Here is a 5977-nt window from a genome sequence, read left to right as displayed (position 1 = left end):
GGGCGGGGACCGGCTGCACCGGGGGTGAGTCCCGCGCCCCGGGCGGGCCGGACGGGGGTGACGGATTCAGGTCCGGCGGCGCTGAGGGAAGAGGGGCGCACCACCCTGCGCATAATCGTTTCACCAAGATCGCGAGCCGTAATCGGCACGTACAGATTCGGTGGAGATTACGGTGCAGAAACTTACGCAACCGTCGGTTTTCTGTCCGACCCTTCCCCATGTGCGGGTATTTTCCGGTACTGACCTGGCCGTACGTGAGCGCCCCTCGGCTTCGGCGCCCCTCCCGCAGGATGTCCGGGTGGGGTAGCTTTCACCGCGCCGTGCGGAGCTTCACTGAGCGCCAGGGAGAACGGGGAGCGGGGTTTGCGCGAGTTCACCAACCCTCCGTTGGCGTTGGCACCCCCCGTGGGCGGACTGGCCGACGTCGTCTTCGAGCATGCCCGGAACAACCCCGTGCACATCGCGCTCGGCCGCAAGGACGAGAACGGCCGGTGGCGGGACGTGACGTCCGCGGAGTTCCGCGACGAGGTCATGGCCCTGGCCAAGGGACTGCTGGCCCAGGGCATCCGCTTCGGCGACCGGGTCGCGATCATGTCCCGCACCCGCTACGAGTGGACCCTGTTCGACTTCGCCCTGTGGACGATCGGCGCGCAGGTGGTGCCGGTCTACCCGACCTCCTCCGCCGAGCAGTGCTTCTGGGCGCTGTACGACGCCGAGTGCACGGCCGCGATCGTGGAGCACGAGGACCACGCGATGACCATCGCCACGGTCATCGACCGGCTGCCGCGGCTGCACCGGCTGTGGCAGCTGGACTCCGGCGCGGTGCAGGAGCTGTACGACGCCGGCGCCGCCATCGAGGACGAGGTGGTGCACCGCCACCGGCAGGCCGTGACCCCGGACTCGATCGCCACGATCATCTACACCTCGGGCACCACCGGCCGCCCCAAGGGCTGTGTGATCACCCACGGCAACTTCATGTACGAGGCGGACACCGTCATCGAGCGGTGGGAGCCGGTGTTCCACTCCAAGAAGGGCGACGAGGCGGCCACCCTGCTGTTCCTCCCGCTCGCGCATGTCTTCGGGCGGATGGTGCAGGTCGCGGCGATCCGCGGCGGGGTCCGCTTCGGCCACCAGCCGCAGATGAACGCGGCCGCCCTGCTGCCCGACCTCGCCGCGTTCAAGCCGACGTTCTTCCTCGGGGTGCCGTACATCTTCGAGAAGGTCTTCAACGCCTCCCGCCGCAAGGCCGAGCGGGAGGGCAAGGCGGGACCGTTCGAGAAGGCCCTGGACGTGGCGGTGAAGTACGCGGAGGCCATGGAGGCCAAGGCCTGGGACCTCGGCCCCGGCCCGTCGGCGGGACTGCGGATGCAGCACCAGCTCTTCGACAAGCTCGTCTACTCCAAACTGCGGGCAGCCATGGGCGGCCGCATCCGGCACGCCATGACCGGCGGTTCGGCCATGGACCGCAAGCTGGGACTGTTCTTCGCCGGCGCGGGCGTGCACATCTACGAGGGCTACGGCCTGACCGAGTCGACGGCCGCCGCCACCGCCAACCCGCCCGAGCGCACCCGCTACGGCACGGTCGGCCGGCCCATCCCCGGCATGACCGTGCACATCGCGGACGACGGCGAGATCTGGCTGCACGGCCCGAACATCTTCCAGGGCTACCTGAACAACGAGAAGGCCACCGACGAGGCCCTGCACGACGGCTGGCTCGCCACCGGCGACCTCGGCTCCCTCGACGAGGACGGCTACCTCACCATCACCGGCCGCAAGAAGGAGATCCTCGTCACCTCCGGCGGCAAGAGCGTCTCCCCCGGGGTGCTGGAGGAGCGGGTGCGCGACCATCCGCTGGTCTCGCAGTGCATCGTGGTGGGCAACGACCGGCCCTATGTCGCCGCCCTCGTCACCCTCGACCAGGAGGCCGTGGAGCACTGGCTGGGGATGCACGACAAGCCCCGGATGTCCCCGTCCCAGCTGGTGCGCGACCCCGACCTGGAGACCGAGGTGCGGCGTGCGGTGGTGGCCGCCAACACCCTGGTCTCGCAGGCCGAGTCCATCCGCACCTTCCGCATCCTGGCGCAGCCCTTCACCGAGGAGCACGGGCTGCTGACGCCGTCGCTGAAGCTCAAGCGCAAGGCGATCGAGACGGCGTACGCGAACGAGGTCGAGGCGCTGTACCGGGCCTGAGCCCTCCGTTCTCCCCTTCGCCCGCGGTCGTTCCCGACCGTCGCGAAGGCGACGAAAGACACCGGCCGGATTCTCCGGTCAGGAATGCATCACGGCTCGTGATCGTTGACGATGGGAGTACCACCTGACGACAACCGTAAGGATCAAGAGCTCGTGAGCAGCAAGGTCCCCCCGATCACCCTCAACAACGGCGTCGAGATGCCCCAGCTGGGTTTCGGCGTCTGGCAGGTTCCGGACGACGAGGCCGAGCGCGCCGTCGCCACGGCGCTCGAGGCCGGGTACCGCAGCATCGACACAGCGGCGATCTACGGCAATGAAGTGGGCACCGGAAAGGCCATCGCCGCCTCCGGAGTGGCCCGTGAGGACGTCTTCGTCACCACCAAGCTCTGGAACAGCGACCAGGGCTACGACGCCACCCTGCGCGCCTTCGACACCTCGCTGGACAAGCTCGGCCTGGACTACGTGGACCTGTACCTGATCCACTGGCCGACGCCCTCCCGCGACCTGTACGTCGACAGCTACAAGGCGTTCGAGAAGCTGCACGCGGACGGCCGGATCCGGGCCATCGGCGTCTCCAACTTCGAGCCCGAGCACCTGGAGCGGCTGATCGCCGAGACGTCCGTCGTCCCGGCCGTCGACCAGATCGAGCTGCACCCGCACCTTCAGCAGCGCGCGGCCCGCGAGTACCACGCGGAGCAGGGCATCGCCACGGAGGCCTGGTCCCCGCTCGGCTCCGGCAAGGGCCTGCTGGAGGTCCCGGCGATCGTGGCCATCGCCCAGAAGCACGGCCGCACCCCGGCCCAGGTCGTGCTGCGCTGGCACCTCCAGCTCGGCAATGTCGTGATCCCGAAGTCCGTGACCCCGTCCCGGATCAAGGAGAACATCGAGGTGTTCGACTTCAGCCTGGACACCGAGGACCTGGCAGCGATCAGCGCGCTCAACGAGGACCGGCGCCTCGGCCCGGACCCGTCGACGTTCAACGCCGCCTGACGGCACAGCGGTTCGGCCGGTGGTGAGGCCCCTTGCGACAGGGGCCTCACCACCGGCCGCCGTGTGTCAGACGGGCTGCCCGATCGGCCGTACGACCACGGTGTTGACATCGACGCCCTCCGGCTGCCGTACGGCCCACACGACCGAGGCGGCGATCTGGTCGGCGGTGAGCAGGTGGCCGGGCGGCAGGCTGCCGTAGCTGTCCCAGAACGGCGTCTCCACACGGCCGGGTGCGACCAGGGTGACGCCGACGCCGAACTCGGTCACCTCACGGCGGGCGTTCTCGGCGAGCCCGGTCACCGCCCACTTGGTCGCCCCGTAGATGTTGCCGGGCCCGTGGATGAACCCGGCGACGCTGCCGATCAGGACGATCCGGCCGTGGGTCTCCTTGAGCGCGTCGATGGAGGCGCGGATGAGGAGCGCGGGGCCGAGCACGTTGGTCAGCACCATCTCGGTCCAGCCCGCGGGGTCCCCCGCGGCCACGGTGTCATGGGTGGCGAAGCCGGCGTTGGCGACGACCGTGTCCAGCCGGCCGAACTCCTTGAGCGTGCCGTCCACGGCCGCCCGGATGTCGCCGTACTCGGCGGCGTTGCCGGCGAACGTCAACAGCCCCTCGGGGTTGCCCAGTTCCTCGGCGAAGGCACGCAGCCGAGGCTCACCGCGACCGGTGACGGCCACCCGGTGCCCCGCGTCGAGCAGTTGCCGCGCGACCGCGGCGCCGATCCCGCTGCCGCCGCCGGTGATGAGTGCGACCGGTGCCTCGGACATGGCTTCCCCCTGTGTTCACGTGTGTTCGCCTGGACGCCACGGAGTACATCAGTTGAAGCGTTCTCGAAGTCAAGTACCGCAGGTGCGGCGGCACTTGGCCGAGCGGGCCGACGGATTCCTCTGGCCGCCGGCCCGGCGGCGCGTGCGGTCAACTGGCCGACGCGAACTGGGTACGGCGGCTGCGCGACCTGGGCCTGGACCGCGGCCCGGCCGCGTCGGGGCCCTGTACGGCGCGGAGGCACCGGCCCCGTCATCCACGCCCGCATGCCGGCGCCGGGGCGGACCGTCGCCGTCTCCGACCCGGTCGGGCGACCACGGGAGCGGACGCCGGGGCCGGAACGTCGGGGGCGTCCGCGTCGTGGAGTACGTCCGGTGCGGCGGGGGCGGGCAACCGCGGAGGCCGGGGGTCAGTCGGTGCGGACGGCCGTGTGCACCGTGTGGACGGCCAGCAGGAACACGTCCGTGCGCCGGTGCACGCTCGCCGCGTCCTCGGGGTCGAGGAGGCGGTCGAGGGTGTCGCGGTCGTCCGCGTCGAGGTGCTCCCCGAACACGTCCCGCAGCCGCCCGAGCGACGTGGCGATGTACGCGCGGGCCCGGTCCGTGGTCGGCGCCGGAAGGTCCAGCAGGAAACTGCGCGTACCCGAGGGGCGCAGGCCCGCGGCGGCCATCAGGGCGGGCCAGTCCTCGGTCTCGGAGACCGCGCCGGGCAGATCCGCGCGCATCTGTGCGAACCACTCCTCCTCCAGCGCGTCGAGTCGGGCCTGGAGACCGGGCCGCCCGATCCCGATGTCCCGCGGCAGGAAGCGCGCCGGCAGCCCGCCCTCCATCAGCGCCAGCGTCCCGCCCCGCGCCAGCCGGGAGGCGAACGCGGCGATCCCGGCCCGCTGGTCGCCCAGGTGGTGCAGACTCCGGCTGGCCCAGAGCAGGTCGACGGGATAGTCCAAGTCGGCCAGGATTCCGGGGAGTTCACCGGTGAGCGTGCCGAAGCGGTCGGCGACACCGAGCCGTTCGGCCCGGTCCCGGGCCCGTTCCAGCAGCGGCTCCGCCCCGTCGACGGCGACCACCCGGGCCCCCGGAAACGCCTCGGCGAGCAGACAGGACAGCACCCCGGGCCCACTGCCCGCATCGACGATCAGCCCCGGCTCGGTCTGCTTGTGCCCGAGCCAGGCCAGGGCCCGCTCGTACAGGGGGGTGAACAGCTCGGCCTGGGTCTGCAGGTGCTCGGCCATGCCGGACCAGTCGATGTCGGTGGGGTCGTGGTGGTGACCTGCGTGGACGTGGCCGTGCTCGTCGTGGCCGTGCTCGTCGTGTTCGTGCGCCATGGTGCCAGCCTCTCCTCGGGACGCGGCCAGGGTGCGCCGACGCACCGCGGAGAAGCCAGAGATGTTGCCGTGTCGGCAAGAAACACGGCAAAGCGGACGCAAAGAAAAAGGGATGCGCCCACCCCGCCCGCTCCCCCACGATGACCCCATGGACGACGAACTGGTGGAGCGCTTCCTCGAAGACGGATTCGTGAGGATCGAGGGCGCCTTCCCGCCCCGCGTCGCCGAGCACTGCGCGTCGCTGCTGTGGCGGGAGACGGGCTACGACCGCGAGGACCCGGCCTCCTGGAAGGATCCGGTGGTCTGGGTACCCGGAATGGCACAGGGCCCCTTCGCCGCGGCCGTCAACACACCGGTCCTGCATGCGGCGTTCGACCTGCTGGCGGGCGAGAACCGCTGGCAGTCCCGCTACTCCCTGGGCACGTTCCCGCTACGGTTTCCCCACGCCGAGGAACCGGACGACGCCGGCTGGCACATCGAGGGCAGCTACCTCCCCGAGGGCGCGCCCGCCGGCATGTACCACACCAATCTACGCTCCCGGGACCGCGCCCTGCTGATGCTGTTCCTGTTCAGCGAGGTCACCGAGGCCGACGCCCCGACCCGTATCAGGGTGGGCTCCCATCTGGACGTACCCCGGGTCCTGGAGCCGTACGGCGAACAGGGGGCGTCGTTCCTGGAGTTGGGGCCGAAGGTGGACGGGGCCTCGG

At 70.8% G+C, this 5977-nt stretch carries 5 protein-coding genes; 3 read left to right on the top strand and 2 right to left on the bottom strand.

The genetic code is table 11. The features are described from left to right. Window positions 1-363 precede the first annotated feature (363 nt). The gene (locus EHS43_RS35080; RefSeq protein ID WP_125194678.1) at window positions 364-2190 is read left to right on the top strand and encodes a long-chain fatty acid--CoA ligase; all 1827 of its coding nucleotides are present in this window, start codon (window positions 364-366) and stop codon (window positions 2188-2190) included. A 153-nt stretch (window positions 2191-2343) separates the two neighbouring features. Further along, complete coding sequence (locus tag EHS43_RS35075) at window positions 2344-3180, top strand: aldo/keto reductase (RefSeq protein ID WP_125194677.1); 837 nt, start codon at window positions 2344-2346, stop codon at window positions 3178-3180. A 66-nt stretch (window positions 3181-3246) separates the two neighbouring features. Here the strand turns inward: EHS43_RS35075 and EHS43_RS35070 are convergent, their stop codons facing one another. Both EHS43_RS35070 and EHS43_RS35065 read right to left on the bottom strand, forming a co-directional pair. Next, complete coding sequence (locus EHS43_RS35070; RefSeq protein WP_125194676.1) at window positions 3247-3948, bottom strand: SDR family oxidoreductase; 702 nt, start codon at window positions 3946-3948, stop codon at window positions 3247-3249. Window positions 3949-4355: 407 nt separating this feature from the next. Next, window positions 4356-5270 carry a trans-aconitate 2-methyltransferase gene (locus tag EHS43_RS35065; protein WP_125194675.1) on the bottom strand — a complete coding sequence of 305 codons (915 nt, stop codon included), beginning with the start codon at window positions 5268-5270 and terminating at the stop codon, window positions 4356-4358. 148 nt (window positions 5271-5418) lie between these two features. Here EHS43_RS35065 and EHS43_RS35060 point away from each other — a divergent pair. Then, the coding region (locus EHS43_RS35060; protein ID WP_260470850.1) for a phytanoyl-CoA dioxygenase at window positions 5419-5977 on the top strand (559 nt) is incomplete at its 3' end.

The organism is Streptomyces sp. RP5T (genome assembly GCF_003933965.1).
Lineage (GTDB): Bacteria > Actinomycetota > Actinomycetes > Streptomycetales > Streptomycetaceae > Streptomyces.
This window is presented reverse-complemented; position numbering and strand designations above follow the sequence as displayed.